Origin of the sequence: Rhodanobacter sp. C03 (assembly GCF_002001175.1) — a bacterium.
Taxonomy (GTDB): domain Bacteria; phylum Pseudomonadota; class Gammaproteobacteria; order Xanthomonadales; family Rhodanobacteraceae; genus Rhodanobacter.
In genome coordinates this window covers 46,581-70,571 of sequence record NZ_MUNT01000004.1, presented here as the reverse complement: position 1 = coordinate 70,571, position 23,991 = coordinate 46,581, and the positions used below count along the sequence as shown (strand labels likewise).

Here is a 23,991-nt window from a genome sequence, read left to right as displayed (position 1 = left end):
CGAAGTCATGGAGCAAGCATGAAAGCGACCCAGCAATTGCACGAACTCGGCCAGAGCCTGTGGCTGGACAACATCACCCGCACCCTGCTCGACGACGGCACGCTGGCGCGCTATATCGCGGATCTCTCGGTCACCGGGCTGACCTCGAACCCGAGCATCTTCGATGCCGCGATCGGGGACGGCGATGCCTACGACGCCGGCGTGCACGCCAAGGCGCTGGCCGGGCTGTCCGGCGAGACGCTGTTCATGGAGCTGGCGCTGGAAGACCTGCGCCGCGCCGCCGACCTGTTCCGGCCGATCTTCGACGCCACCGACAGCGTTGACGGCTGGGTCTCGATGGAAGTCTCGCCGCTGCTCGCCGCCGATACCGCCGGCTCGATCGACGCGGCCAAGCAGATCCACAGCCAGGCGCAGCGCGACAACCTGTTCGTGAAGATTCCCGGCACCCCGGAAGGCATCCCGGCGATCGAGGAAGCGATCTTCCTAGGCATCCCGATCAATGTGACCCTGCTGTTTTCCTGCGCGCAGTACGTGGCCGTCGCCGAAGCCTATATGCGCGGCATCGAGCGGCGCATCGCCGCAGGGCTCGGTTCGCGCGTGGGCTCGGTCGCCTCGCTGTTCATCAGCCGCTGGGACGTCGCCAGCAATCCGCAACTGCCGGCCGAGCTGCACAACAAGCTCGGCATCGCGGTGGGCCAGCAGACCTACCGCGCCTATCGCGAACTGCTCGCCTCGCCACGCTGGCAGAAACTCGAAGCTGCCGGCGCACAGCCGCAGCGCCTGCTGCTGGCCAGCACCGGCACCAAGGATCCGTCCCTGCCGGACACGCTGTACATCAGCGCACTGGCCGCCCCCGACACCGTCGACACGATGCCGGAGAAGACCCTGCTCGCGTTCGCCGATCACGGCCAGCTGCACGGCGTGATGGCCAGCGACGGCGGTGACGCCGATAGTGTGCTGGCGCAGATCGGCAAGGCTGGCGTGGATGTCGATGCGCTGGCTCTCAAGCTTCAAGTTGACGGCGCCGCGGCCTTCGTCAAATCGTGGACCCAACTGTTGCAGCGGATCGCCGACAAGATCAGCGCGCTGGCCGACAAATCGAAAGGACCCGCCCTGCGATGAGCCATCCCCCTCTCACGACACTCCCGCAGTGGCAGGCGCTCCAGCAGCACTTCGCCGCGATCGGCAGCAAGCATCTGCGCGAGCTGTTCGCTGCCGACGTTCAACGCGGTACACAGCTGACCGTCGAGGGTGTCGGCCTGTATCTGGATTATTCCAAGCAGCGCGTCGACGCTGACACGCTGCGCCTGCTGCGCGAGCTGGCCGTGGCCTGCGAGCTGCCGCAGCGGATCGAGGCGATGTTCCGCGGCGACAAGATCAACAGCACCGAGGATCGTGCGGTACTGCACGTGGCATTGCGCGCACCGACCACGGAAAAGATCCTGGTCGATGGCCATGACGTGGAGCCGGACGTGCATGAAGTGCTCGACCGCATGGCCGCGTTTTCCGAACGGGTGCGCAGCGGTGCCTGGCTGGGCCATACCGGCAGGCGCATCTGCAATGTGATCAGCATCGGCATCGGCGGCTCCGACCTCGGTCCGGTGATGGCGTATGAAGCGTTGCGCGATTACAGTCAGCGCGACATGACGTTCCGCTTCGTCTCGAACGTGGACGGCACCGATTTCGCCGAGGCCGTACGCGATCTGGACGCGGCCGAGACGCTGTTCATCATCTGCTCGAAGACCTTCACCACGCTGGAAACGCTGACCAATGCGCACGCTGCACGCGCCTGGTGCCTCAAGGCACTCGGTGACGAGAGCGCCATCGCCAAGCACTTCGTCGCGGTATCCACCAATGCCGAAGGCGTCAGCAAATTCGGCATCGACACCGCGAACATGTTCGGCTTCTGGGACTGGGTCGGCGGACGCTATTCGATGGATTCGTCGATCGGCCTTTCGACCATGCTGGCGATCGGTGCGGAGCAGTTCCACGAAATGCTCGCTGGCTTCCACGCGATGGACGAACATTTCCGCCATACGCCGCTGGAACGCAACCTGCCGGCGCTGATGGGCCTGCTGGCACTCTGGAACAACAACTTCCTCGATGCCGCCACGGTCGCGGTGCTGCCGTACGAGCAATACCTGAAGCGCTTCCCCGCGTATCTGCAGCAGCTGACGATGGAGAGCAACGGCAAGCACGTGACGCTCGACGGCAAGGTGGTGGACTACAACACCGGCCCGATCTACTGGGGCGAGCCGGGCACCAACGGCCAGCATTCGTTCTACCAGCTGATCCATCAGGGCACGCGCATTGTGCCGTGCGACTTCATCGGCTTCGGCCAGACCTTGAACCCACTGCCTGCACAGGGCGGCGGCGATCAACACGATCTGCTGATGGCGAACCTGATCGCGCAGGGCGAAGCACTGGCATTCGGCAAGACGGCGGACGAAGTGCGCGCCGAAGGCACGCCTGAAGCGCTGGTGCCGCACCGTACGTTCGAAGGCAACCGGCCCAGCAATACCATCCTCGCCGCGAAGCTGACGCCATATGCGCTGGGCACGCTGATCGCGCTGTACGAGCACAGCGTGTTCGTGCAGGGCGTGATCTGGGATATCGACTCGTTCGACCAGTGGGGCGTGGAGCTGGGCAAGCAGCTGGCGAAGACCACCATCGCCGAGCTGACCGCGAAGGACGAACCGAAACTCGCCCACGACAGTTCGACCAACGCCTTGATCCACCGCTATCGCCAGCTGCGCGACAGCCAGACACCGGAAGGTTCGTGATGCCACTGTAGGAGCGGCTTCAGCCGCGACGCTCTCATCGACCCATCGACCAGACCGCGAACAACGTCGCGGCTGAAGCCGCTCCTACAAAGTCAGCGGCACTCCATGAAAGGTTTCCAGAGAACATGAGCCAGAAGATCAGTCCACTCGCCGGCAAGCCGGCACCAAAGTCGATCCTTGTCGACATCCCGAAGCTGCTGGCCGCCTACAGCGACCTGAAACCGGATCCGTCGGTACCGGCTCAACGCGTCGCGTTCGGCACCTCCGGCCATCGCGGCAGTTCGTTCGATCGCAGCTTCAACGAGTGGCACATCCTGGCGATCAGCCAGGCGATCTGCGAGTACCGCAAGAGCAAGGGCATCGACGGTCCGCTGTTCATCGGCTTCGATACCCATGCGTTGTCGCAACCCGCGTTCGAGAACGCGCTGGAAGTGCTGGCGGCGAACGGTGTCGAGACGATGATCGCCACTGGCGGCGAATTCACCCCGACGCCGGCGATCTCGCACGCGATCCTGGTCTACAACAAGGGCCGCAAGACCGGCCTGGCTGACGGCATCGTGATCACGCCGTCGCACAATCCACCGGACAACGGCGGCTTCAAGTACAACCCGACCAATGGCGGCCCGGCCGACACCGACATCACCGGCTGGGTGCAGAACCGCGCGAATGTCCTGCTCGAAGGCGGTCTGAAGGACGTGAAGCGCCTACCGTTTGCGCAGGCGCGCAAAGCCACCACGACACACGAACACGACTTCCTCAACCACTACGTCGCCGACCTCGCCAACATCATCGACTTCGATGTGATCCGCAGCGCCGGCGTGCACATGGGCGTCGACCCGCTCGGCGGTGCCGGCGTGCATTACTGGGCGCCGATCGCCGATCGCTACAAGCTCGACCTCACCGTGGTCAGCGCAGAAGTCGATCCGCAATTCGCGTTCATGACGGTGGACTGGGACGGCAAGATCCGCATGGACCCGTCATCGAAGTACGCGATGCAGCGGTTGATCGGCCTCAAGGATCAATACGATGTTGCCTTCGCCTGCGACACCGATCACGACCGCCACGGCATCGTCACCCGCAGCAGCGGCCTGATGGAGCCGAACCGTTACCTGTCGGTACTGGTCGATTACCTGTTTCAGCATCGGCCGAACTGGAATCCCAAGGCCGCCGTCGGCAAGACCGTGGTCACCACTGCGCTGATCGATCGCGTAGTGAAGCGGCTGGGCCGCTCGCTGTATGAAGTGCCGGTCGGCTTCAAGTGGTTTTCCGAAGGTCTGTTCGATGGCTCGCTCGGCTTCGGCTGCGAAGAGAGCGCGGGCGCCTCGCTGCTGCGCCATGATGGCTCGGTATGGACCACCGACAAGGACGGCCTGGTGCCAGCGCTGTTGTCGGCCGAGATCACCGCGCGCCAGGGCAAGGATCCCGGCGAGTTGTATACACAGCTGGCCAAGGAACTTGGCGAGCCATTCGCCGATCGTGTCGAAGCGGCCGCTACGCCAGCGCAGCAGGCCAAGCTGGCCAAGCTGTCACCCGATCAATTGAAGAGCGACCAACTCGCCGGCGAGAAGATCGAGCAGGTGCTCGACAAGGCGCCGGGCAACGGCGCCGCGATCGGCGGCATCAAGGTCGTGGCGGCCAGCGGCTGGTTCGCCGCGCGGCCATCCGGCACCGAAGCGATCTACAAGATCTACGCGGAAAGCTTCAAGAGTCAGGAGCACCTGCAGAGCCTGCTCGCCGAAGCACAGAAGATCGTCGACGCCGCGCTGGCCTGACCACCGTCCCTTCCTGTAGGAGCGACTTCAGTCGCGATGCCCTTGCTCCGAGGTTCCTTTCAGCCTCAAAAGCGTCGCGGCTGAAGCCGCTCCTACAAATGATTCCTCACCGGAGAACCACCATGTCCAGCGCGCTCGATCAGCAATGCATCAACACGCTTCGCTTCCTGTCGGTGGACATGGTGCAGAAGGCCAACAGCGGCCATCCCGGCCTGCCGCTTGGCGCCGCGCCGATGGCGTATGCGCTGTGGACGAAGCAGCTGAAACATCATCCGGCGAATCCGCACTGGCCCGACCGCGACCGCTTCGTACTGTCGGCCGGCCACGGCTCGGCGCTGTTGTACAGCCTGCTGCACGTGACCGGTTACGCGCTGTCGCTGGATGACCTCAAGCAGTTCCGTCAGTGGGGCAGCAAGACGCCGGGACATCCCGAATACGGCCACACGTCCGGCGTCGAAGTGACCACCGGACCGCTCGGCCAAGGCCTGGCGAATGCGGTCGGCATGGCGATCGGCGAGGCGCATCTGGCTGCGCGCTACAACCGCGATGGCCATGACGTGATCGACCACCGCACCTGGGCGATCGTCAGCGATGGAGACCTGATGGAAGGCGTCGCCAGCGAAGCCGCCTCGCTGGCCGGGCATCTGAAGCTGGGCAAGCTGGTCTGCCTGTACGACGACAACTACGTCACCCTCGCCGCCGGCACCGACATCACGTTCTCCGAGGATCGCGCCAAGCGCTTCGAGGCGTATGGCTGGCAGATCATCCACGTGGCCGACGGCAATGATGTGGATGCGATCAGCGCCGCGCTGGACGCCGCCCGCGCCGACACCACGCGGCCGTCGCTGATCCTGGTGCGCACGCATATCGGTTTCGGTTCGCCCGAGCAGGACAGTTTCAAGGCGCACGGCTCGCCGCTCGGTGTCGAGGATACGAAGAAGACCAAGCAGAATCTCGGCTGGCCACTCGAACCCGATTTCCTGGAACCGGAACCCGCGCTGGCGCATTTCCGCGAGGCACTCGATCAGGGCGCCAAGGCCGAGGCCGAATGGAATGGACGTCTGGACGCCTATGCCAAGGCGTTCCCCGATCTTGCGAAAGAATTGCAGGGTCGCCTGCGCGGCGAATTGCCGGCTGGCTGGGACGCGGACATTCCCGTATTCCCCGCCGACGCCAAGGGTCTCGCCACCCGCGTCGCCAGCGGCAAGGTGATGAATGCGCTCGCGCCGAAACTGCCCGCGCTGTTTGGCGGCTCGGCGGATCTCGACTCGTCGACGCACACCAACCTGAAGGGATTCGGCGACTTCAACCCGGCCGCCACGCCAGGACAGGACACCCAAGGTTCCGACAGCGCCGGCTGGAGCTATGCCGGCCGCAATCTGCACTTCGGCGTGCGTGAGCATGCGATGGGCGCGATCACGAACGGGCTGGCCGCGCACGGCGGCTTCCTGCCGTACGGCTCGACCTTCCTGATCTTCTCCGATTACATGCGCCCGGCGATCCGGCTCGCCGCGCTGATGGGCGTGCATGTGGTGCACGTATTCACCCACGACAGCATCGCGGTGGGCGAGGACGGCCCCACGCATGAACCCGTGGAACAGCTGGCCAGCCTGCGCGCGATTCCCAACCTCACCGTGATCCGCCCCGCCGACGCGAATGAAACCGCAGAGGCATGGAAGGTGGCGGCGCAATCGGAGAAGCATCCGGTACTGCTGGCGCTGACCCGACAGGATCTGCCCACGCTCGACCGCACGCGCTACGCCAGTGCCGAAGGCGTGCGCCAGGGCGCCTATGTGCTGAGCGACGCGAAGGACGGCAAGCCATCCTTGATCCTGATCGCCAGCGGTTCCGAAGTTGCCCTGATCCTCGCCGCCGCTGATCAGCTGCAGACCGAGGGCGTCGCCGTGCGCTGCGTCTCGATGCCGAGCTGGGAACTGTTCGACGCGCAGCCGCAGAGCTACCGCGATCAGGTGCTGCCGCCGAACGTATCCGCACGACTCGCGGTGGAGCTGGGCGTCTCGCAGGGCTGGGATCGCTATGTCGGCGCCAAGGGCGACATGCTCGGCGTCAACCGCTTCGGCGCCTCCGCGCCGGCCGGCGTGTTGCTGCGCGAGTACGGTTTCACCGTGGACAACGTGGTGGCACGGGCGAAGGCGTTGCTGGCGCGCTGATCCGGCGCGATCGAGCAGCGTCGGAGGTTATGGCATCTGCGCTGTCGACGCGGCCATTTCATCGGCCGTGACCGGAACGGCCTTCCTGTGACGCAGCTGTTCGCGCAGTCGCAGAAACGGTCGTTCGGCCCCGTAGTACAACAAGGCACCACCCAGCAACGCTGCCACCGCATAGATCGCGAACGTGAGCACACCCTGCTCCAGCAGCCGCGGCGGCAACGTGCTTTCAACCAGATGAAACATTGCCTTGTGGATCAGGTACAGGCTGTAGGAAGTCAGTGCCAGCCACTCCACACCGGGTATCCGCAAGCGACCCAACCAGCCTTGTGCGCCGGCAGCGGCAGCCACCAGCAAGGCGAAGCCGAATGACAACAAGGGATAACCGATCACGCTCGGCAACAGACCGGCGCGATCGCGGAACAGCCACATCGCCAACGCCGTGATCAGCAGACCCAGCGGTAGCAACACCCGGTTAGCCCGCTCCTGCATCTGCTGCCACCTCGCAGGACGGAACGCCTGGATCGCCGCCAGCACCACGCCGGCGAGCAAGCCATCGAGCCGGGTATAGGTCGGGTAATAGATGCCCTCGACGAAGCGCAGGCCGAACTCGCTGGTGCTTTGCGCCGGCACTAATTCATGTAGCCAGACGTAACCGCGGATGGCCATGCCCGCCAGCACCACCGCGACACATAGACCGATGAATTTCGCCAGCGACGGGCGCCGCATCAACCACCAGGCCAGCAAGGGAAACAGCAGATAGAAATGCTCTTCCACGCACAGCGACCACACGTGCGAGAACGCCTTGTTGTGCTGATAGTCGATCAGCAGATTGACCGTATAGGTGAGGAACTGCCACAGCGGCTGGATGCCGTCCGCCTCGCGGAAACCCGGCACGCTGAAGTACAGCGCAAGCACCATCAGATACGCCGGCAATACACGGAGCGAGCGGCGCAGATAGAAATTGCCGAACGCCAGCGGCTCGCCACGGCTCAGCGGCTTCAACAATTGCGAACCGATCAGGTAACCGCTCAGCACGAAGAACAGGTCGACGCCGATCCAGCCGTAACTTTCCAGCAGGGCAAAGCGCTCGCCGATGCCACCGACGATGTACGAATGGAACAGCATCACCCACACGATCGCGATGGCACGCAACAAATCGAGGCCCGGCATCCGACTCACAATGTTTCCCTGCTTGAATGAAGTCCAGCTGGGCCGCCAGGTAACGACATGATGACCACGAGGCCGACCATCGTAGCTGTCCGTCGTGGGCGGCGCACCCGCCCTGCGCCGATACGCCGCTGCACCCGTACGCGGAACTACGCGACAATGCGACCTTGCCGAATGTCGCGGAGTTCCGATGAATCCCTCCATCCTGCGTATCGCTACCCGCAAGAGCGCGCTCGCGCTGTGGCAGGCCGAGCATGTCGCCGCCCTGCTGCGCGCGGCGCATCCGGGATTGACGGTGGAACTGGTGCCGATGAGCACCCGCGGCGACGAAATCCTCGACCAGCCGCTGGCGACGATCGGCGGCAAGGGTCTGTTCCTGAAGGAACTCGAGGTGGCGATGCTGGAAGGTCGCGCCGATCTGGCGGTGCATTCGCTGAAGGACGTGCCGGCCCAGCTGGAACCGGGTTTCGTGCTGCCGGCGATCCTGCCGCGCGCCGATGCGGCGGATGCGTTTGTCAGCAACCACTACCCGGATCTTGCGGCGCTGCCTCACGGCGCACGGGTCGGCACTTCGTCACTCCGGCGGCAGGCGCAACTGTGCTCGCTGCGGCCGGATCTGGTGCTGCTCGACCTGCGCGGCAATGTCGGCACCCGGCTGGGCAAGCTCGATGCCGGCAACTACGACGCGATCGTGCTGGCCTGTGCCGGGCTGGAGCGGCTGGGTTTGGCCGCACGCATCCGTTCACGGCTGGCCGCGCCGGACTGGCTGCCGGCACCGGGCCAGGCGGCGATTGCGATCGAGGCCCGCGAAGGGCAGTCCCATGTGCTGGCCCTGCTGGCTGCACTGGACGATGCGGACACCCGTCTCACCATCACCGCCGAGCGTGCGATGAACCAGGCACTCGGCGGCAGCTGCACGGTGCCGGTCGGCGCATGGTGCGTGCTCGGTGAACACCGGTTGCATCTGCGCGGCATGGTCGGCGATGCGGCCAGCGGCCGCTTGCTGCATGCCGAGGGCAGCAGTCCCGACGATCAGGCCATCGCGTTGGGCCAGCAGGTCGCCGCCGCGCTGCTGGCGCAAGGCGCGGGCGAACTGCTCGGGCTCTGATCCAGGATGGCGCAACGAAAACGGCCCTCCCGCTTGCGCGGGAGGGCCATCGATCCAGCGAGCCCTGACCGGAATCGATTTAGAACTTATAAACCAGGTTGGTCGTGGCCAGTGTGTCCATCTTCTTGATGCCCGGCAGCACGTCGCTGTTGTGGCGCACCTGGAAGCCGACCTTCAGCGCCAGCTTCGAGGTCATGCTCACCGCGAGACCGGCATCGTTCTGCAGGTAGGTGTTCTTCGAGCCCGCTTCCATCAGGAACGTGTCCTCGAACGCGGTATTGGTGGAGATCTGGAGCTTGTAGTTGACCAGGCCACGGGCGATCACTTCGTTCAGGGTCGACTGCTGTTGTGGCACGAGGACGCCATTGACCACGATATCGACGTTGGCCGGGCGGTATTCCTTGTAACCCGGGCCGATTTCGAACGACAGCTCGTTGCGGTCATCCTTCAGCGCGATGTAGCCATAACCGAGCGAGACCACGCCCTGCCACAGGTTGGCGCCGAATTCATCGTGCTCGTAGCGGGCGGCACCGACGATGTAGCTGCGCGGATCGAACTTGAAGCCGACCGAGGCGCCGCCGTCATAGCGGTTCGCGGTGGTGTTGTACTCGTTGGTGGTGTTGCCGGCGGCATCGACTACCTTCAGCTGGCTCTTGGCGCGCAGGGCGTCGAGGAAGAAGTTGTTCTTCCACTGGTCGTTTTCCTGGTTCAAGCCAAGCTTGGCGTCGATATTCTGGGAACGGGTATTGCCGGTGGCGGAGGCGAAACCGAATTCGCCCGAACCGGTCCAGCCGCCATTGTTGCTGGCAGGGGTCGGCGTGGCTGCAGCATCCTGGGCCTGCACGGCAAAGCTCGTGAGAGCCGTCAGCAGCAGGCCGGCGATCAAGGTCTTTTTCATCGGGGCAGTCCATTTGTTAATTAATAGTGATGCGTACCTTAACGATTTGGCTTGAACACCCAATGAACGGCATGGCAGCGCGGTTCAGGCTGCCCGGTGATTTCAGCTTGGCAGGTCGCGCCATTGGCAGGTGTGCTTGATATGCAAGCATGGTCCCGGCATTCGCGAGTACACCCGGCAGCCCAACGCTCGTGGCGCAAGGGCACGACTTGCGGCCACCTCGGGCCGCCACCATGCTACATAGCGCCCTTCCCCACGATATGCCGCCGAATCCATGGATCGTTACGAACGCATACTGAGCCTGCACCGTTTGCTGAAATCGGCGCACTACCCGGTTCCGCTGTCGCGCCTGTTGGGTGAACTCGAGTGCTCGCGCGCCACGTTGTATCGCGATATCGCGTTTCTGCGCGACGCGCTGCGGGCACCGATCGAAAGTGCCGGCGGCGAGCAGGCCGCATTCCGTTACGAGGTCGGCGAAGGCGAGCGCTTCGAGCTGCCGGGACTGTGGCTGACCTCCGACGAGTTGTCCGCACTGCTGGCTTTGAACGAGCTGATCAGCCGTTCCGGTCCCGGCGTGCTGGCCGGTGCGCTGGCGCCGTTCAAGGCGCGTATCGAGGGGCTGTTGTCCGATCAGGGCAGCGGCAAGGCGCTGCCGATCGAGCGCATCCGGGTGATTCCATGGGGCGAACGCAAGCTGGATCAGCAGGTGTTCCGCATCGTCGCTGGTGCGGTGCTGGAGCGGAAGCAGCTGCGCTTCCGCTACCGCGCGCGCACCACCAATGCCGACAGCCACCGCACCGTGTCGCCGCAGCGGCTGACCCATTACCGCGACAACTGGTACCTCGACGTGTGGGATCACGACCGCGAGGCATTGCGCAGTTTCGCGGTGGATCGCATCGCCGAGGCGCATGCGTTGGACGCCGCGGCGATCGATGTCGGCGAAAATGATCTCAACGAACTGCTCGCCTCCAGCTACGGCATCTTCGCCGGCAAACCGAAGGCGTGGGCGACCCTGCGCTTCTCGCCGCATGCCGCACGCTGGGTCGCCGACGAACACTGGCATTCGCAGCAGAAAGGCGAATGGCTGCCCGATGGCCGCTACGAGCTGAAAGTGCCCTACTCCAATTCCAAGGAGCTGCTGATGGACGTGCTCAAGTACGGCCCGGATGCGGAGGTGGTGGCGCCGCTGCCGCTGCGCGAGGAAATGAAGATCCTGCTGCAGCTGGCACTGGGCGGTTACCAGCAGACATTGGCATGAGCCGGCCTCCACGATGAGCCATACCGATATCGCCGAAACCAGCGCCGCACCGGCCGACGCCGTTACGCCACGCAAGCCCACCGTGGCGCTGGCACTCGGCGCTGGTGGCGCGAAGGGGCTGGCGCATATCGGCGTGATCGAGGAGATCGAGGCGCAGGGATTCCAGATCACCGCGATTGCCGGCACTTCGATGGGCGCCTTGATCGGTGGCGTATATGCGATGGGCAAGCTCGATGTGTATCGCGACTGGGCCTGCACGTTGGCCAGGCTCGACGTGTTCAAGTTGCTCGACTGGACGTTTTCCGGTGGCGGCCTGATCAAGGGCGAGAAAATCATCGGTACGTTGCGTGAATTGATCGGCGACGTCTGCATCCAGGAACTGCCGCTCGCCTTCACCGCGGTGGCCACCGACCTCGATCGCGAGCGTGAGGTATGGCTGACCCGCGGCTCGCTGTTCGATGCGATCCGCGCCTCGATCTCGATCCCGACGGTGTTCCGTCCGTATACGGTCGACGGGCGCCGACTGCTCGACGGCGCGCTGCTGAATCCGGTACCGGTCACGCCGCTGATTCGCGATCCGGCCGACTACCTGTTCGCGGTCAGCATGGATGGTCCGGCACAGCTGGCGCCAGTCGTGACGGCCACTGACGACGAGCCCGTGGACGAGACCAGCTATCGTCACCGTCTCGGCGAATTCTTCGGCCGACTGCTGCCGCACAGCGAAGGCAAGCCACGCGAGCCGGGTGCCTGGGATCTGCTCAACCAGTCGATGGACCTGATGCAGGCGAACCTCTCGCGCCTGCGTCTGGCCGCGTACGAGCCGGACCTGCTGATCCAGCTGCCGCGCAACGTATCCACCGCGTATGAGTTCTACCGTGCCCGCGAGCTGATCGAACGCGGTCGCGAACAGACGCGCGAGGCGCTGGCGCACTGGTCGAAGTCGGCGACGCCACAGCGCCAACCCTAGACCGCATACGGGTTCGACGGTCTCAACGCGGGCCGTGCGAGTGCAACCAGTTTTCCAGATAGGCCTTCAGCGCGACGGCGTTGTTGTGTTCCTCGTCGCGCGCACCGTAGAGCAGGGTGACCACGTGCCGTGCCGCGCGCTCGGCCAGCGGGCGCCAGTGCTCGGCCAGCGCATCCAGCTCGGTGGCGTAGCGATGCCGGAAGCCATCCCAGCGTGCCGGCTCGTGCCCGAACCACTGGCGCAACGCGGTGGATGGCGCCAGCTCCTTCGCCCACTGATCCAGCGGCACCGCTTCCTTCTTCAACCCGCGCGGCCATAGCCGGTCGATCAACACGCGGTAACCGTCGGCCTTCGCGGCCGGTTCGTAGACGCGCTTGATGACGATGCTCATGGGCGATCTCTCAAACGGAAGATTCCCAGCATACGACGACCGGATCAGTCCGGCGTGATATGGATCAGAGTTCCTCGACTCAGAGCTCTTCGACCTGGGTCACCTTGCCACGACGCATCAGCCACGCCACGCCACGCAGGTCGGCCAAGCCGACCCAAAGCCGATCGAGCATGCCGTACTTGGACACGCCGGCGGTGCGCGGGCGATGACCCACCGGCACGCTCTGGCTCTGGAAGCCGGCGCGCTTGACCAATGCCGGCAGGTAGCGGTGCATGTGATCGAAGTAGGGCAGGCGCAGGAACACCTCACGATCGAACAGCTTCAAGCCGCAACCGGTATCCGGCGTGGCATCGCGCAGCATGCGCGAGCGCACCGCGTTGGCGATCTTCGAGGAGATCCGCTTGTTGAAGCTGTCGCGCCGGGTGGTGCGCCAGCCGGCGAACAGCCGCGCTTCGGCGACGGCGGTATCGCGCGCGGCGAGCAGCTTCGGAATATCCGCCGGATCGTTCTGGCCGTCGCCATCGAGTGTGGCGATCCACGGTGACTTGGCTTCGCGCACGCCGTTCCAGACCGCGGTGCTCTGTCCGCTGCGGGTGACATGGTGCAGCACGCGCAATTCCGGGTGCACGGCCTTCTGTGCACCCAGCACCGCGCGACTGTCGTCGCTGGAGTCGTCATCGATGTAGATGACTTCGTAATCGACCTTGCCACGCAGGGCGGTGGCGATTTCGGCAAGCAGCGGCGGGATATTGTCGCGCTCGTTGAAAACGGGGACGACGACGGAAAGTTGCGGCATGGGGGAAGCCTTTCAGCAGGGGCAACGGCTGCATTCGACGCAGCAGGAGTGCAGTTTAATGCCAAGCGGCTGAGCGCGCTTCCTCCGACAGCACTGACCGCTCCTCCCCTGCTTGGAGGGGAGGATGCAAAGCTTCAGAGCCTCAGCGGATCTTGCCGAGAATCCCTTCCAGCTCATCGTTGCTGTGGTAGTGGATCACCAGCTTGCCGCGGCTGCCACGACCCTGTGCCAGTTCGACGCGGGTGGCAAAGCGTTCGCTGAGCTGGCGCTCCAGATCGGCGATGTTGGCATCGCGCGACGGCGTGCTCTTCGCCTTGCCCTTCGGCGCCTGCTGCGCACGGCGCGCGGCTTCTTCCAGCTCGCGCACGCTCCAGCCGTGGCGCGCCGCTTCCAGCGCCAGCCTTTCGGCATCGTGCTCGGGCAGGGTCAGCAGGCAGCGGGCGTGGCCCATTTCCAGCTTGCCTTCGTCGAGAAGCCGCTTGATCGATTCCGGCATCTCGGTGAGCCGCAGCATGTTCGACACGGATGCGCGCGAGCGGCCGACCGCGTCGGCGGCCTGCTGGTGGGTGAGGTCGAAGTCGTCGATCAGGCGCTTCAACGCATCGGCTTCTTCCAGCGGAGTGAGGTCCTGGCGCTGAATGTTTTCGATGAGTGCCATCGCCGGCACGGCTTCTTCGGACACTTTCTTGATCAGCGCCGGAATCTCGCCCAACTGGGCACGCTGCGCGGCGCGCCAGCGGCGTTCACCGGCGATCAGCTCGTAGCTGTTCTTGCCGAGTTCGCGCACCACCACCGGCTGGATCACACCCTGCGCCTTGATCGACGCGGCCAGTTCGTCCAGCGCCTCGTCGTTCCAGTGCCGGCGCGGCTGATACTTGCCCGGCTGGATCTGCTGGATCGGCAGCATGCGCAGCTCGCCTTCCTGCGCGATCACCGACGGCGAGGCCTCGCCGTCGCCGCCAAGCAGGGCATCGAGCCCACGTCCCAATCCACGTTTCTTCGCAGCAGCCATGCTTTATTCCTGATGGTTGGCGGCCGGCGCCTTGAGCGTCGGGCCGCTGTCGCCGTGCGCGGGTGCTGCCGCGGGCGGTTCAATGTCTTCGACCGGATCGGTGCGGGTCAGCGCACGCTCGCGCCGGATGATTTCGCCGGCCAGACCGATGTAGGCAATCGCTCCACGCGAACTGCGGTCGTAAAGATGGATCGGCTGCCCGTGGCTGGGCGCCTCGGCCAGGCGCACGTTGCGCGGGATGATCGAACGCAGCACCTTGTCGCCGAAATGCTGGGTGAGCTGGGCGGAGACCTCGTTGCCGAGGTTGTTGCGCACGTCGTACATGGTGCGCAGCAGGCCCTCGATCTCCAGCGTTGGATTCAACCGGTGACGTACCGCCTTGACCGTGTCCAGCAGGCTGGACAGACCCTCCAGCGCGAAGTACTCGCATTGCACCGGGATCAGCACGCCATCGGCAGCCGTCAGCGCATTCAGGGTGAGCAGGTTCAGCGACGGCGGGCAATCGATCAGGATGGTGTGGTAGTTCGCCGAGATCTTCGCCAGCAATTCCTTCAGCCGGTGCTCGCGCGCCAGCGCATCCATCAGCTTCAGCTCGGCGGCGGTGAGATCGCCGTTGCCCGGCAGCAGGTCGTAATGCGCATCGGTCGGCACGATCGCCGCGCTGATCTCCACTTCCTCCAGCAGCACCTCACAACCACCCGGCTTGGCATCGCGCTTGTTGATGCCCGAGGCCATCGTCGCATTGCCCTGCGGATCCAGGTCGACCAGCAATACCTTGCGCTTCGCGGCGGCCAGCGCAGCGGCGAGATTGACGGCAGTGGTGGTCTTGCCGACGCCGCCTTTCTGGTTGGCGACAGCGATGATGCGGGCCATGGATGGATAGCTACCGTACGCAGGAGAGGGTTTAGTGTAATGCCTCACTCCGCCGAGTGCCGGCCGCCCTCAGGCGTCGATCCGCGCGCCGCTGGCGGCATCGAACAGGTGCAGCCGCGGCGCCACCAAACCCAGCGGTACCGTGCTGCCCGGCTCGGGCAAGGCCCGCGGCGACACCCGTGAAACCAGCGCCTGCGCACCATGGCGCAGGTTGAGGAAAATCTCGTTGCCGACCGGCTCCAGCACCTCCAGCTGGGCGCTGAATGCGGCATCGCTGGCGTCCCGCGGCTGCAGATCCTCCGGGCGGATCCCCAGCACCACCTTACGGTCGCGCCACGGTTCCCAGGCCGATGCCTGTGGTGGTTCACCCAGCACGATATCGCCGTGTGCGGTGGCCAGCACCCAGCCGCGATCGTGGCGCAGCGTGCCGGACAGCAGGTTCATCGCCGGACTGCCGACGAAACCGGCGACGAACAGGTTGGCGGGTTTCCCGTAAAGATTCATCGGCGTGTCGATCTGCTGGATCACCCCGCCATCGAGCACCACGATGCGCTGCCCCAACGTCATTGCCTCGATCTGGTCGTGGGTGACGTAGATCATGGTGGCCTTGAGCTGGCGATGCAGCCGCGCGATCTCCACCCGCATCGACAGCCGCAGCTTGGCGTCCAGATTGGACAGCGGTTCGTCCAGCAGGAAGACCTTGGGGTCGCGCACCAGCGCCCGACCCAGCGCCACGCGCTGACGCTGTCCACCGGACAGTGCCGCCGGACGCGAGCTGAGCCGCGCCTCCAGCTCCAATGTCTTCGCCGCCGCAGCCACCCGCTGATCGATGTCGGCCTGCTTGTGCCCACGCAGCTTCAGGCCGAAGCCGAGGTTCTCGGCCACCGTCATGTGCGGGTACAGCGCATAGTTCTGGAACACCATGGCGATGTCGCGATCCTTCGGCGCCACCTCGTTGACCACCCGACCATCGATGCTGAGGGTGCCCCCACTTATCGTTTCCAGCCCGGCGATCATCCGAAGCAAGGTGGTCTTGCCACAGCCGGAAGGCCCCACCAGCACCAGCAGTTCGCCATCGGCGATAGCGAAGCTGGCCCCGGCCACACCGACGTTGCCGTTCGGGTAGACCTTGCGCAGCTGATCCAGGCGTACGGCGGCCATCGACATCTCCGGTGCAGTTGGCCACGATGGCCCGCCCTCGCCGGAGCATGCGCTTGTCTGCACAGCGGCGGGGCATTGGGCTATTCTGCCCGCGTAATCGTTTACATCAAGCACTTCGAGTTGCAGGGAGCACCATGACACGCCGCAGTTTCCGCTTTCCAGACGGCTTCCACTGGGGCGCTGCCACTTCGGCCTATCAGATCGAAGGCTCGCCGCTGGCCGATGGTGCCGGCCCCAGCATCTGGCAGCGCTTCGCGCATACGCCGGGCATGATGGTCAACGGCGATACCGGCGATGTCGCCTGCGATCACTACCGCCGCTACAAGGACGACGTGCAGCTGATGAAGGCGCTGGGCCTGCAGGGTTACCGCTTCAGCATCAACTGGGCGCGCGTACTGCCCGAAGGCACCGGTCGGATCAACCCGAAGGGGTTGGACTTCTATTCGCGACTGGTCGACGAACTGCTGGAAAACGGCATCGCGCCGAACGCCACGCTGTTCCACTGGGATCTGCCGGCCGCACTGGACGACCGCGGCGGCTGGCTCAACCGCGACATCGCACACTGGTTCGCCGAATACGCCGAGGTGATGTTCAAGGCGCTGGATGACCGTGTGCCGCGCTGGTCCACCCTCAACGAGCCGTGGGTGGTCACCGATGGCGGCTACCTGCACGGTGCGCTGGCGCCGGGTCATCGCAACAAGTTCGAGGCGCCGATCGCTGCGCACAACCTGATGCGCGCCAGCGGCGCCGGCATCCAGGCGTATCGCGCGCACGGCAAGCACGAGATCGGCGTGGTGTTCAACATCGAGCCGAAATATCCGCATTCGGACAGCGCCGAGGATCTCGCCGCGACCCGTCGCGCGCACGCCTACATGAACCAGCAGTTCGCCGATCCGGCGCTGCTTGGCAGCTACCCGCCCGAGCTGCAGGAAATCTTCGGCGAAGCGTGGCCGGATTTTCCGCAGGATGATTTCAAACTGACGAACCAGAAAGTGGATTACGTCGGCATCAATTACTACACCCGCGCTGTCGTGAAGCACGACCCGAAGGCGTATCCGCTGAAGGCCGTGCCGGTGCGCCAGCCGAACCGGACCCATACCGAGACTGGATGGGAAGTGTTCGAGCAAGGCCTCACTGACACGTTGACCTGGTTCAAGCAGCGCTATGGCGACATCCCGCTGTACATCACCGAAAACGGTTCCGCTTTCTACGATCCGCCGGTGGCCGAGAACGGCGTGCTCGACGATCCACTGCGCACCGGCTATCTGCGCAAGCACCTCAAGGCGCTGCACCGCGCGATCGACGCCGGAGTGAACCTGAAGGGTTATTACGCCTGGTCGTTGATGGACAACCTGGAGTGGTCGCTGGGTTTCTCCAAGCGCTTCGGGCTGTACCACGTCGACTTCGCCACCCAGCAGCGCACGCCCAAGGCCAGCGCGAAGCTGTATGCGCAGGTGATCGAGAGCAACGGCTGCGTGCTGGACGAATAACGCGTTTCAGATCAAACGCGACCGAGCACCAGCAGATGACGCTCGGCCGGCAAGCCCGGCACCGCCAGTTCATGCGTACTACGCACCACGAACCCCGCCGGGATGCCCGCCAACTCGTCATCCGGCCGCTTGCCCTTCATCGCCAGCCAGATCCCGCCCGGCGCCAGCAGATGGCCGCCCCAACCGAGCATGTCGGCGAGACTGGCAAACGCACGCGCGGTGACGCAGTCGTACTGGCCCTCGATGTCTTCCACCCTCGACTGCACGGCGCGCACACCTTCGAGCTTGAGCGCACGGATCGCCTCGCGCAGGAAGCGCACCTTCTTGCCATTGGAATCAACCAGCAGAATCTCGCGCCCCGGCGCGGCGATCGCCAGCGGAATGCCGGGGAGGCCCGGTCCGGTGCCGAGGTCGGCCAGCGTGGCGCCTTGCACATACGGCAGGATCGCCAGCGAATCGAGCAGGTGGCGGGTGATCATTTCCGCCGGATCGCGCACGGCGGTGAGGTTGTAGGCCGCATTCCAGCGTTCCAGCAAGGCCTGATAGTCGAGCAGCCGTGGTACCGCCTCAGCCGGCAGGGTGAGTCCCAAGGTGGCGATGCCTTGTTCCAGCCGAGCCTGCAAGGCGTCACGCGCTGCCATGGTGCTTCCTCTGTGTGATCCGGGGCCGGCAGTATCCGCGCCGGAGCGCGACGATGCCAGCGGCATCACGCCTGAAATTGGCAAAAGAAAACCCGCCGTAGCGGGTTTCAAGGCTCTCAAATCCCCTGTGGCGCGGACGCTCTCGGGCGCCCTGGCGCGATTCAATACTCAGGCTACATCCAGTTCGACCCGGGTCACCATCATGCCGCGTTCGCGCAATGCATGATTCAGCGATTGCTTCAGGCGTGCACCCAGGTCACGACGATCCGCGCGTTCGACTTCCGGCTCGTCATGCAAGGCATCGTGAGTCCCGCGGCGGATCAGCTGATCGACCTGTTCGAACACGGCATCGGCGCGTTCCGGCTCCAGCACCTGCCAGTACACCGTTCCGCGCACGTCATGCGCATCGGCCAGTGGCTCCTCGAAGCGCAGCATCTGACCAGACAGGTTGATCTTGTGCGCGACCCGATCCAGCAGCGGCAGCACCACGTGGATGCCCGGCTGCAGCAGCCTGGAGGGTTTGCCTCGGCGATACAGGCTGTACACCTGACCAGCCGGCACATGCCTGAGCGCGCTGGCGAGCAGCACGGCTAGAAGCGCAAAAAGCAGGGTCAGGAGGGTCATCATGGTATTTAAAAACAATAACTTGTCTGTAGTTTGTTCACTTGCTGCAGGAGGTTAAGGATACAGTCGCTTGAGTCTACAAATATTAACCCAGATTTAACGGCCTGACGGATTTTTTAACTATTCGGCAAATCCGCTGCGCCCGGAGGTGACCTTTTTTGTCTCATCAGGCTTCATCGGGTCAGTCCAGGCAGGGAAAACTGCCGTTTTGGAACCCAATGCCGCGCACATTGCGAGACCTGTTGTTGAGGAAGCATCAACCTTGCCAAAGCACGCCGATGCCGCTCCCTCTCAACGGGCCTGATCGACAAGGCAAGTCGATGGGCTATCGAAAAGCTGTCACTGGATCACTACGACGACGCGCCCGACGCGAACCGCATAGCTGGGTCGCGGAACGCGACATGGCGGCCGGTTATTCGCGACTGGCTCAACCATCCGGTTAACAAAGGTCGCGTCGGCATGACCGCGGCTTCTGCTCAGTTGCTGCGTCGCCGCAACCCTATTTCTCGGCTTTGATCGCTCTCCAGCCACGTATCCGGCGGCTTGCCCACTGCGCTTCCGGGTGGTATGCGAAAACCTTTTGCGCCGCAACAAAACTCTTGTTTACGAGTGCTTTACAACACGCCATGAAAACGATTACGTTGGCGCGGCGGCAGGGTTTCGATTCCATCGGACGACCCATTTATGGCGGCAACAACCATCAAAGACGTGGCGCGCGAGGCCGGGGTTTCCGTGGCCTCCGTTTCGCGTGCATTGAATGGCGGCGGCGGGGTCACCGCGGAAACCGGCCAGCGCATCCGCGAGGTTGCGAACCGCCTGCGCTATGTACCGCATGCGGCCGCGCGCACCCTGATCACCCGACGCACGCACACCATCGGTGCGCTGTTGCCGGATCTGCATGGCGAGTTCTTTTCCGAGCTGATCCGCGGCATCGATCTGGCGGCGCGCACGCGCGGGCTGCATCTGCTGGTTTCCAGTTCGCACGACGGTCTCGAGGATGCCGCCGCCGCCTTGCGCGCGATGCAGGGCCGCGTCGACGGCATGCTGATCCTCTCGGCACGCGTGGATGCGGCTTTCCTGCATGCCAACCTGTCGGCCGCGGTGCCCGCTGTACTGCTCAACAGCGCGGTGAAAAGCAGCGCGTACTCCGTTCTCAACATCGACAACCACGGTGGCGCGTGCGCGATGGTGCGACATCTGCTTGATGCAGGTCACACCCGCATCGCGCATATCGCCGGTCCGGCGGGCAACTTCGATGCACAGCAGCGCGAGCAGGGTTATCGCGAAGCGATGGCTGCCGGTGCACCGAACGAACCGCGGAATGTCATCGCTGGCGACTTCAGCGAGGAATCCGGCTATCGCGCCGGTCAGCAGCTGCTGGCGCAGAAGACACGCCCACATGCCGTGTTCGCGGCCAACGACATGATGGCGGTGGGCTGTTTGTACGCGTTTCGGGAGGCCGGCGTGAACGTGCCGCGGGACATCGCGCTGGCCGGGTTCGATGACATTCCTATCGCGCGCTACGTCACCCCGACGCTCAGTACGGTGCGCGTGCGCATCGCGGAGCTGGGCCGAAGCGCGCTGGAACATCTCGCCGAGCGGCTCGAAAGCACCGAACAGCCACCCACATCCGCGCAAACGCTCGGCTGCGAAATCGTCGTCCGCGAAAGTTGCGGCGCGAATCTCACCAAAGTGTCATCCGCACACACGCATCGTTCGTCAAAAAAGTAGCTACCGAAAACAAGTCAGTTGATATCCGGGAGGGGAACCATGAACACGCCCATGAACTTCAAGAAGAAACTGCTCGCCAACCTCATCAAGGCATCGGTAACTGCGCTCGCCGTCAGCACCTCGGTGCTTTCGATTGCGGCAAGCTCCGACGCCAACTTGCGCGGTCACGCCACCGCTGGCGCTGTGGTGACGGCCAAGCAGATTTCCACCGGTGCGGTAAGACGCACCAAGGCCGACACCGACGGCAGCTATGCGCTGGTCGGCCTGCCACCTGGCACCTATACGGTGGATGCCGGGCCGGGTACCGAAAGGACGGTCACGCTCAGCGTGGCCTCTACGGCCACCCTTAACTTGACCAATGCGCCAGCAGCATCGGCAACCAACGCGACCAACCTCAAGGCGGTGACGGTCTCCGCCTCCGCAATCAGCCTGCAGGAAGTGAAGACTTCCGAAGTAGGCACCGGGGTATCGCTGCATCAGATCAACACCACGCCTGAGGCTTCACGCAACTTCCTCGAGTTCGCCGACACCGTGCCCGGCATGGTGTTCACCCGGAATTCGGATGGCACCACCAGCCTGCGCTCCGGCGCACAGGCGAGCAGCGGGATCAATGTCTACATCGACGGCGTCGGCCAGAAAAATTACGTGTTGTCAGGTGGCGTCACCGGGCAGAACGCCAGTCAGGGCAACCCGTTCCCGCAGCTGGCGATCGGCGAATACAAGGTCATCACCTCCAATTACAAGGCGGAATACGACCAGATATCCAGCGCCGCGGTCACTGCCGAAACCAAGTCCGGTACCAACCAGTTCCATGGCGACGTGTTCGGCAGCTTCACCAATACCGTGATGCGCGCGGAGACACCCTTCGAGCAGTATGTGCACTTCAAGACCCCGTCGCATGAAAAGGATTATGGCTTCGACCTCGGCGGCCCGATCCTGCAGGACAAGGCACACTTCTTCATCGCCTACGAAGGCAAGGAATACGACACCCCGAAAACCGTGACGCCGGGTGTCTCCGGCTACAACAGCCTGTTGCCCGCTGACGTACAGTCGCAGATTGGACCGGTCGGCCTGCCGTTCAAGGAGAACGACTGGTTCGGCAAGGTCGACTTCGAACCGTCCGACAAGGACCGTTTCGAGATCAGCGGCCACTATCGCCACGAAACCTCCATCAGCGGCATCGGCGGTGTCGACACAGCATCAGCTGCGCTCAACACACTCAACACTGACAAGCGTTTGGACATCCGCTGGGATCACAGCACCGACAGCTGGTTCAACCGCCTGCAAGCCACCTATGAGGATGCGTTCTACACGCCGACGCCGGTGCTTATCGGTGACGGCAATGCTTATACGCTGACCGGAGCGCAGTTGAACACCACGATCCTGCAGACCGGCAATTCGCCGCTGGCCCAGCAGAACAAGGGCCAGAAAGGTCCGGCCTTGCAGGACGACCTGACCTTCAACGACTTCGAGTGGCATGGCGACCATGTGATCAAGATGGGCGTCAAGTACAAGGCGGTGAAGTTGACCGCGCAGGATGCGGGCGACTCCAACGCGCTCTACAACTATGCGGTCACTTCCGCTGGCACCGAGTCGATTCCGTACAAGGTGCAGTTCGGCTCGCCGACGCCGGGCCTGAGCCCGGTCGCCACCAGCTCGGACAAGCAGTTCGGCACTTATATCCAGGATGACTGGGCGATCGACGACCATCTGACTCTGAACCTTGGCGTGCGCTGGGACTACGAGGAGACCCCGTCATACCTCAACTATGTCACTCCGGCGAACGTGATCGCGGCATTCAACAGCCAAGATCCGAATGCACCGGCCGGGCAGACCTACGCGCAGACGCTGGCCAAGGGCGGCGTCAACGTCAACGACTACATCAGCACCGGCAACAACCGCAAGGCACCAAAGAACGAATGGCAGCCGCGCTTCGGTTTCTCCTATGACATCGACGGCGACGAAAACCACGTGGTCTTCGGCGGTGTCGGCCGCTCCTACGACCGTGACCTGTTCGAGTCGCTGCAGGTCGAGCAGACCAAGTCGGTACTGTCGCAGCCCACGCTCAACTTCAACACGCCCGATGTACCCTGCGTGGTCGGCCAGAACTCCTGCTACACATGGGATCCGTCCTACCTGAGCATTCCGACTCTGCAGGCCCTGGTTGCTGGAACCACCCTCGGCAAGGAAGTCGACATGGTCAACAACAACCTGAAGGCGCCGCACTCCGACCAGTTCAGCATCGGTATGCGCAACAAGATCGGCGACTGGAACACCAGCGTCACGTTCGCCGAGGTGCGCAGCTACGACGGCCTGGTCTTCACCCTCGGCAACCGCTATCCGAACGGCAGTTTCTGGCAGAACGGCAGTCAACCGTGGGGCAACGGCATCCCGGGTTTCGGCAGCCTGATCATCGGCAACAACGGCGTGAAAACCGACACTACCCAGCTGCTGTTGTACGCCGAAAAGCCCTATACCAAGGAATCGCACTGGGGCACGACGATCGCCTATACCTACAGTCAATCGCGTCAGAACAACGACAACAGCGATCCGACCGACCAATACGCGTTCGACTACGAGAAGATCGGCAACTATCCGTTCACCGGCTCCGGCGTTGCCAAGCACCGCCTGGTGGTCACCGGCACGCTGGATGGCCCATGGGGCTTCGTGATGGGCGCCAAGCTGACCCTGGCCACCCCGATTCCTGATCTCAACCTGGCCTGCTACGGAGCGCCAGCCACCAACCAGGACAGCAATGGCGTGGCCGGCAGCGGCTGCTACTCGGCCTCGGTGGTGCCACCGGGTGAGGGGCGCTTCCTGTTCGGCCCCAAGATCTTCGGTTATCGCGATCTCGACTTCCAGGCCACCAAGAACTTCAGGATCTACCATGCTCTCAACGCCTATGTCCGCGTCGACTTGATCAATGCATTCAACTGGGACAACTACGTCGATTATCTGGAAAGCTGGGGCACCGGCGGCGTGAAGAACAAGACCCCAGTAATCTTCAACCCGACCGGCGACATCACCGGTTACCCGCGCACGTTGAAGGTATCAATGGGCATAAACTTCTAGGCACGCTTGTGAAGGCTCATGCCGGCAACGGCATACCGGCCTGAAACAAAGCCCGCTCTGTGCGGGCTTTGTTTTG

The 23,991-nt window shown here is 63.9% G+C and carries 19 protein-coding genes; 10 read left to right on the top strand and 9 right to left on the bottom strand.

The window, feature by feature from the left end; all coding sequences use genetic code 11:
* The first annotated feature begins 18 nt into the window (after nt 1–18).
* The 4 genes from tal to tkt all read left to right on the top strand — a co-directional run bounded on the left by tal (nt 19) and on the right by tkt (nt 6,726).
* Nucleotides 19–1,122: a transaldolase gene (gene tal / locus B0E48_RS06610; RefSeq protein ID WP_077517205.1), complete on the top strand. Its 1,104-nt coding sequence runs from the start codon at nt 19–21 to the stop codon at nt 1,120–1,122.
* Nucleotides 1,119–2,783 carry a glucose-6-phosphate isomerase gene (pgi, locus tag B0E48_RS06605; protein ID WP_077517204.1) on the top strand — a complete coding sequence of 555 codons (1,665 nt, stop codon included), beginning with the start codon at nt 1,119–1,121 and terminating at the stop codon, nt 2,781–2,783. The genes tal and pgi overlap by 4 nt, the downstream gene beginning before the upstream one ends.
* A gap of 125 nt (nt 2,784–2,908) precedes the next feature.
* Nucleotides 2,909–4,555: a phosphoglucomutase (alpha-D-glucose-1,6-bisphosphate-dependent) gene (gene pgm / locus B0E48_RS06600; protein WP_077517203.1), complete on the top strand. Its 1,647-nt coding sequence runs from the start codon at nt 2,909–2,911 to the stop codon at nt 4,553–4,555.
* Nucleotides 4,556–4,677: 122 nt separating this feature from the next.
* Entirely contained in the window at nt 4,678–6,726 is a 2,049-nt protein-coding gene (tkt, locus tag B0E48_RS06595; protein WP_077517202.1) for a transketolase, read from the top strand.
* A 27-nt stretch (nt 6,727–6,753) separates the two neighbouring features.
* Here the strand turns inward: tkt and B0E48_RS06590 are convergent, their stop codons facing one another.
* Entirely contained in the window at nt 6,754–7,896 is a 1,143-nt protein-coding gene (locus B0E48_RS06590) for an acyltransferase (protein ID WP_077517201.1), read from the bottom strand.
* Nucleotides 7,897–8,083: 187 nt separating this feature from the next.
* Here B0E48_RS06590 and hemC point away from each other — a divergent pair, with 187 nt between their 5' ends.
* The gene (hemC, locus tag B0E48_RS06585; protein ID WP_077517200.1) at nt 8,084–9,001 is read left to right on the top strand and encodes a hydroxymethylbilane synthase; all 918 of its coding nucleotides are present in this window, start codon (nt 8,084–8,086) and stop codon (nt 8,999–9,001) included.
* A 79-nt stretch (nt 9,002–9,080) separates the two neighbouring features.
* Here hemC and B0E48_RS06580 read toward each other — a convergent pair whose 3' ends face one another.
* Complete coding sequence (locus B0E48_RS06580) at nt 9,081–9,899, bottom strand: DUF481 domain-containing protein (protein WP_077517199.1); 819 nt, start codon at nt 9,897–9,899, stop codon at nt 9,081–9,083.
* Between the two features lie 274 nt (nt 9,900–10,173).
* Between B0E48_RS06580 and B0E48_RS06575 the strand changes: the two genes are divergently transcribed.
* Together B0E48_RS06575 and B0E48_RS06570 are read left to right on the top strand one after the other, a co-directional pair.
* Nucleotides 10,174–11,157: a YafY family protein gene (locus B0E48_RS06575; protein WP_077517198.1), complete on the top strand. Its 984-nt coding sequence runs from the start codon at nt 10,174–10,176 to the stop codon at nt 11,155–11,157.
* Between the two features lie 13 nt (nt 11,158–11,170).
* Nucleotides 11,171–12,124 (top strand): patatin-like phospholipase family protein, encoded by a 954-nt coding sequence (locus B0E48_RS06570; protein WP_077517197.1) that lies wholly within the window; start codon nt 11,171–11,173, stop codon nt 12,122–12,124.
* A 22-nt stretch (nt 12,125–12,146) separates the two neighbouring features.
* Here the strand turns inward: B0E48_RS06570 and B0E48_RS06565 are convergent, their stop codons facing one another.
* The 5 genes from B0E48_RS06565 to ugpC all read right to left on the bottom strand — a co-directional run bounded on the left by B0E48_RS06565 (nt 12,147) and on the right by ugpC (nt 16,357).
* Nucleotides 12,147–12,515, bottom strand: a complete 369-nt coding sequence (locus tag B0E48_RS06565; protein ID WP_077517196.1) for a DUF488 domain-containing protein — start codon at nt 12,513–12,515, stop codon at nt 12,147–12,149.
* A 79-nt stretch (nt 12,516–12,594) separates the two neighbouring features.
* A complete protein-coding gene (locus tag B0E48_RS06560) occupies nt 12,595–13,311 on the bottom strand; it encodes a glycosyltransferase (protein ID WP_077517195.1) in 717 nt (238 codons plus the stop codon).
* A gap of 142 nt (nt 13,312–13,453) precedes the next feature.
* Nucleotides 13,454–14,323, bottom strand: a complete 870-nt coding sequence (locus tag B0E48_RS06555) for a ParB/RepB/Spo0J family partition protein (protein WP_168170304.1) — start codon at nt 14,321–14,323, stop codon at nt 13,454–13,456.
* Between the two features lie 3 nt (nt 14,324–14,326).
* Nucleotides 14,327–15,196, bottom strand: coding sequence for a ParA family protein (locus tag B0E48_RS06550; RefSeq protein WP_077517194.1), 870 nt, complete (start codon nt 15,194–15,196; stop codon nt 14,327–14,329).
* A gap of 69 nt (nt 15,197–15,265) precedes the next feature.
* Nucleotides 15,266–16,357: a sn-glycerol-3-phosphate ABC transporter ATP-binding protein UgpC gene (gene ugpC, locus B0E48_RS06545; protein ID WP_077517250.1), complete on the bottom strand. Its 1,092-nt coding sequence runs from the start codon at nt 16,355–16,357 to the stop codon at nt 15,266–15,268.
* A gap of 134 nt (nt 16,358–16,491) precedes the next feature.
* On the opposite strand from ugpC, the gene B0E48_RS06540 reads away from it, so the two are divergent.
* Complete coding sequence (locus B0E48_RS06540) at nt 16,492–17,847, top strand: GH1 family beta-glucosidase (protein WP_077517193.1); 1,356 nt, start codon at nt 16,492–16,494, stop codon at nt 17,845–17,847.
* A gap of 11 nt (nt 17,848–17,858) precedes the next feature.
* On the opposite strand, the gene rsmG is transcribed toward B0E48_RS06540, so the two are convergent.
* Nucleotides 17,859–18,488 (bottom strand): 16S rRNA (guanine(527)-N(7))-methyltransferase RsmG, encoded by a 630-nt coding sequence (rsmG, locus tag B0E48_RS06535; RefSeq protein ID WP_077517192.1) that lies wholly within the window; start codon nt 18,486–18,488, stop codon nt 17,859–17,861.
* Nucleotides 18,489–18,656: 168 nt separating this feature from the next.
* The gene (locus tag B0E48_RS06530; RefSeq protein WP_077517191.1) at nt 18,657–19,115 is read right to left on the bottom strand and encodes an SPFH domain-containing protein; all 459 of its coding nucleotides are present in this window, start codon (nt 19,113–19,115) and stop codon (nt 18,657–18,659) included.
* Between the two features lie 681 nt (nt 19,116–19,796).
* Between B0E48_RS06530 and B0E48_RS06525 the strand changes: the two genes are divergently transcribed.
* Both B0E48_RS06525 and B0E48_RS06520 read left to right on the top strand, forming a co-directional pair.
* Nucleotides 19,797–20,843, top strand: coding sequence for a LacI family DNA-binding transcriptional regulator (locus B0E48_RS06525; protein ID WP_077517190.1), 1,047 nt, complete (start codon nt 19,797–19,799; stop codon nt 20,841–20,843).
* Nucleotides 20,844–20,882: 39 nt separating this feature from the next.
* On the top strand, nt 20,883–23,915 hold the full coding sequence (locus B0E48_RS06520; RefSeq protein ID WP_077517189.1) for a TonB-dependent receptor: 3,033 nt from the start codon (nt 20,883–20,885) through the stop codon (nt 23,913–23,915).
* Nucleotides 23,916–23,991: the final 76 nt, after the last annotated feature.

Coding starts and splice junctions, on each gene's coding strand:
- B0E48_RS06520 (WP_077517189.1), top strand. CDS start 20,883: ATGAACACGCCCATGAACTTCAAGAAGAAACTGCTCGCCAACCTCATC.
- rsmG (WP_077517192.1), bottom strand. CDS start 18,488: ATGGCAGCGCGTGACGCCTTGCAGGCTCGGCTGGAACAAGGCATCGCC.
- B0E48_RS06580 (WP_077517199.1), bottom strand. CDS start 9,899: ATGAAAAAGACCTTGATCGCCGGCCTGCTGCTGACGGCTCTCACGAGC.
- B0E48_RS06565 (WP_077517196.1), bottom strand. CDS start 12,515: ATGAGCATCGTCATCAAGCGCGTCTACGAACCGGCCGCGAAGGCCGAC.
- B0E48_RS06525 (WP_077517190.1), top strand. CDS start 19,797: ATGGCGGCAACAACCATCAAAGACGTGGCGCGCGAGGCCGGGGTTTCC.
- B0E48_RS06575 (WP_077517198.1), top strand. CDS start 10,174: ATGGATCGTTACGAACGCATACTGAGCCTGCACCGTTTGCTGAAATCG.
- pgi (WP_077517204.1), top strand. CDS start 1,119: ATGAGCCATCCCCCTCTCACGACACTCCCGCAGTGGCAGGCGCTCCAG.
- B0E48_RS06555 (WP_168170304.1), bottom strand. CDS start 14,323: ATGGCTGCTGCGAAGAAACGTGGATTGGGACGTGGGCTCGATGCCCTG.
- B0E48_RS06530 (WP_077517191.1), bottom strand. CDS start 19,115: ATGATGACCCTCCTGACCCTGCTTTTTGCGCTTCTAGCCGTGCTGCTC.
- B0E48_RS06550 (WP_077517194.1), bottom strand. CDS start 15,196: ATGGCCCGCATCATCGCTGTCGCCAACCAGAAAGGCGGCGTCGGCAAG.
- B0E48_RS06570 (WP_077517197.1), top strand. CDS start 11,171: ATGAGCCATACCGATATCGCCGAAACCAGCGCCGCACCGGCCGACGCC.
- tkt (WP_077517202.1), top strand. CDS start 4,678: ATGTCCAGCGCGCTCGATCAGCAATGCATCAACACGCTTCGCTTCCTG.
- ugpC (WP_077517250.1), bottom strand. CDS start 16,357: ATGGCCGCCGTACGCCTGGATCAGCTGCGCAAGGTCTACCCGAACGGC.
- hemC (WP_077517200.1), top strand. CDS start 8,084: ATGAATCCCTCCATCCTGCGTATCGCTACCCGCAAGAGCGCGCTCGCG.
- B0E48_RS06590 (WP_077517201.1), bottom strand. CDS start 7,896: ATGCCGGGCCTCGATTTGTTGCGTGCCATCGCGATCGTGTGGGTGATG.
- B0E48_RS06560 (WP_077517195.1), bottom strand. CDS start 13,311: ATGCCGCAACTTTCCGTCGTCGTCCCCGTTTTCAACGAGCGCGACAAT.
- tal (WP_077517205.1), top strand. CDS start 19: ATGAAAGCGACCCAGCAATTGCACGAACTCGGCCAGAGCCTGTGGCTG.
- B0E48_RS06540 (WP_077517193.1), top strand. CDS start 16,492: ATGACACGCCGCAGTTTCCGCTTTCCAGACGGCTTCCACTGGGGCGCT.
- pgm (WP_077517203.1), top strand. CDS start 2,909: ATGAGCCAGAAGATCAGTCCACTCGCCGGCAAGCCGGCACCAAAGTCG.